The organism is Frankia sp. CcMO1, assembly GCF_977945845.1.
This window is the reverse complement of sequence record NZ_CDWTMG010000354.1, coordinates 1-3,581: the sequence shown is the minus strand read 5'-3', so window position 1 is coordinate 3,581 and position 3,581 is coordinate 1. Positions and strand designations below refer to the sequence as shown.

The following is a 3,581-nucleotide window of genomic DNA, read 5'->3' as shown; positions in this document are numbered from 1 at the left end:
GCGGCGGACTCGACGGCAGGGGGTGGCGCGTGCCCGCCCCGCACCTCGGAGATGGCGGTGGACAGCCGCAGAAGTACCCGGATCAGCGCGTCCTGCCGGCCTTCGAGCGCCGCGACGGAAGCACCCAGCATCGTCAGCTCGTCGTCCGGGCCGGACCTCCGCGGCTCGCGCCACGCGGCCGGATGGCCCGCGAGCCGGGGCTGCCCGTACGCCGACGCGGCGGCGGCCGGCCCCGGGTGGTCCTCCGGCGCGACGGGGACGTGCAGAACGGCGCCCTCCCCCACCCAGGACCGCAAGTGACCGGCGCCCGGTCCCCGCGCCCACCGTCCGGTCGTCGCGGTCGCCACCACGAGCAGCGGAACGACGTCCATCGCCGCGCGTAGCTCGTCGACGAAGGCGAGGGTGTCCTCCCCCGCCAGGTCGATGTCCTCGACGAGCAGTGTGACCGGTCTGCGCGCCGCCTCCGCGACGAGCGCGAGGGACAGCTCCTGCGCCGGCCGCGGCCCCGCAGGGTTCTCGGAGATCTTCGCGATCAAGTGCGCCGCGGGTCCGTGCCGGCGGATCCCGGCCACGATCCGGACCAGGTTCGCGGCCACCGCGGCCCCCTCCGGGACGCCGTCCGTCCCATCGGGGCCGACTGTGCTCCGCACCGACCCGAGACCGCTCACCGCGACGTCGGACACCGCGTGAGCGCGCTCGAGCAGGCTGCTCACCCACCGGCCGCGCCCGAGGCCCGGCTCGCCGGTCACCAGGAGCAGGCGCCCGCCGCCCCGCACGAGGGCCCCGACGATCCCGTCGATGTCGGCCCCGCCCGCCGAGGCCTCACCAGTCCCGGACCTGAGGTTCCCGGACCGGAGCGGATCAGCTTGTCCTGGAACGGATTTCGTTCCATCAGCCTGGATCGTGCGCGGGTTCGCGGCGTCCCGGCCTCGTGGCGGATGCCCCGCGGTCGCCGACCGGCGACCGTCACAACGACCGAAATCCCTACCTGCGAGCGCTTCCGCCATACCGAGATGGTCGAAGCCACAGCGCGATAGAACAACGTTCCGGTGCCGTCCGCTTTGACGCCTGGTGAAATAGCGACAGGGAGCGGAGCCCGACCGGCAGGAGTGACGTCTCCTGCTCACGGAGCCGGAGTCCCGAACTCCTGGACCCACACCCCCCGCGCCTCACTGCTCTCAATCACGCCGTCCACGTAGCTCACTCCGATCAGTGTGAAACCGCAGTCGAGCAGGTTCGCCCGGTGCGGCGGCGACCGCAGCCACCCGGTGACGGCATCGTCGGCCGTCCCGTACCCGACGGCGAGGTTCTCCCCCACGGCGCCCTCGAAGCCCAGCATCCGGGCCCGGTCCACGGGGCTGGTACCGCTCGGCGAAACGTGCTCGAAATAGTCCTGCCGGACCATGTCCCGCGCGTGCAGGAAGGCCGCCCGGGCGAGGGTCGGGTCCCACGTCACCCGACGGCAGCCGGCCGCGAGCCGCGCCTGGTTGCTGAGGGCGACCACGGCCTCCTCCTCGGCGGACGGCGGCGTCACGCCGCCGAGGGCCATCCGGTCCGGGGCCGCGGGATCGGTCACCGCTCGACCGGACGGGCCGCCCCCGGACCCGAGCGGTTGTTCCAGAGGCTGTGCGGGGTCCGCAGTCACGGGGGAGATCGACGCCGGCGGCGCGGTCCGCTGTCGCGACGGCCCGATGGCACGGTCCGCCGAGACATCGGCGGCGACGGCGGCCAGGACCGAGCCCACGACGAGGATGACGATGGCCAGCAGGGACCGCCCGAGCGGATGGTCCGCCGGTCCTCGGCTCCCTGCCCGCCGGGTACCCCGGCTCAACCGGTCTGCAGCCATGTGACGGCGTGGTGCAAGGTCGCGTCACTCACCCGCTCCGCCGTCGTGGGAGCCGTCTGCAGGTAGGCGTGAAAGTCGGGCGGCGGGGCGACCAGGTGCTCCCGCAGGTAGTAGACGGAGGCGTCGGACCAGACCCACGTCCCGTCGGTGCGCAGGTGCAGGGGCACTCTGGGCCCCCGAGACGGGTCCAGGACGTCCTCGCCCTGGGTGTCCGCCACCAGCATCGGCGTCCCCGACAGCAGGTACTCGGACATCCTGGCCGCTTCGTCCTCCGCGACGCGGGTCAGGGATTGGGGCCGCCCCTCGGCGTCGGGCTCGCCCTCGAAGACGTCGGCGAAGGAGAACTCCGGGGGCGCGGACAAGGCGAACACGAGTTCCCCGGCGAACTGCAGGGCGCGGTGCAGGGGCGGCAACTCCGAGCCGGCGGCGTAGATTTCGACGATCGGGGCGCCCGAGCCGTCCGTGCCCTGCTCGCCGCCGTAGAACGCCGTGAGGAGGTCCTGCGCCAACTCCTCGTCCGGGGCCTCCACGAGGTACACCGGCACGGGCACGGGCCAGGCGGCGCCGGTCACCGGGTAGCGCCAGGCACGCCAGACTCCGAGGGCGGCCTCGAGCGTGCCGAGCCGGGCGGTCACGTCCCGGTCGAACTGCCGCGCCGCCTCGGCCACCACGCCCGGCTCGTCATCGGTCGCATTCCCGCCCGCCACACCCTCCGGCAGATCCTGTACCGAATGCGGCAGGGCCACGAACTCGAAGACCACCGGCCGCTCGGTGTCGCCCACGGTGACGTGGTCGAGCAGGGAGACATCCTCACCGACGGACAGCAGGCACTCGTCGAGGACGGCGTACTCGACGGTGCTCAGCATCGTGCCGAGGTGGATGCACGCGAAGAGCACAGCGGACAGAGCCTCGTCCGTCCGGTTGTCCGCCAGCGCCCGCCGGGCGAACCGGGTGACGTCGTCCGGCAGCGCGTCGGCCAGGTTCTGGACCAGCCGCCAGGACTGAGCCCTCAACTGCTCGACGGTCAGACCGTCGATGCCGCCCGCTTCCGGCTCGGGAGCCCGGGCGGCCTCCGCCGACTGCGCGCTCGTCCCCGAGCGCCGGTCCACAAGTTGTGCCATGGGTTCCTCCCACTGCCGTTCATGCCGATTCGGTGTGCCCGGCCCTCTTGGTGTTGACCGGATCCACCCCCCGCGGTCACGGCACGGCCACAGGTTTCCAGCCATGTCCCGGGCCGGTACCGGATCCCGGACCGGATCTCAGACCGGATCTCAGACCGGATCTCAGATCAGTACCAGCCGGTCGCCTGGCTGTGCGCCCATGCCTTGGACGGCGAGCCGTAGCGCTCGCGGATGTACGCCAGTCCCCAGTCGATCTGGGTCCGGGGATTCGTCCGCCAGTCCGACCCTGCCGAGGCGAGCTTTCTCGCCGGCAGGGCCTGAGGGATGCCGTAGGCGCCGGAGCTCGGATTGCGGGCGGTCGCCCGCCACCCGCTCTCCCTCATCCACAACCGGTTCAGGCTGACCATCTCGTTCGGGTCGGTCCATCCGTAGGCGGGCAGCCGGGACTGCGCGTACCTCTTGGCCGCCCAGATCCCGGGCGGCAGGGGCCGCCCACCGGTCGACCCGTCCCCGCTACCGGCACCTGGCTCGACCGGTCCTGGCTGGACCGGATAGAACTCCCCCGCGGCTGCCACGCCGCCCGGCGCGTTCGGGCTGAGCGGCGCGTCCAGGGG

Annotated in this window: 4 protein-coding genes; all 4 read right to left on the bottom strand. The window is 72.9% G+C overall.

The features are described 5' to 3' along the window. Positions 1–776 (bottom strand): P-loop NTPase family protein (locus tag AC08OU_RS23665; RefSeq protein WP_476605856.1); only part of this gene is annotated, 776 nt, incomplete at its 3' end. Positions 777–1,123: 347 nt separating this feature from the next. Continuing rightward, complete coding sequence (locus AC08OU_RS23660; protein ID WP_476605855.1) at positions 1,124–1,831, bottom strand: CAP domain-containing protein; 708 nt, start codon at positions 1,829–1,831, stop codon at positions 1,124–1,126. Continuing rightward, positions 1,828–2,967: a hypothetical protein gene (locus AC08OU_RS23655; protein WP_476605854.1), complete on the bottom strand. Its 1,140-nt coding sequence runs from the start codon at positions 2,965–2,967 to the stop codon at positions 1,828–1,830. The genes AC08OU_RS23660 and AC08OU_RS23655 overlap by 4 nt, the downstream gene beginning before the upstream one ends. A gap of 167 nt (positions 2,968–3,134) precedes the next feature. Then, positions 3,135–3,581: aggregation-promoting factor C-terminal-like domain-containing protein (locus tag AC08OU_RS23650; protein WP_476605853.1), on the bottom strand; the 447-nt coding region annotated here is incomplete at its 5' end.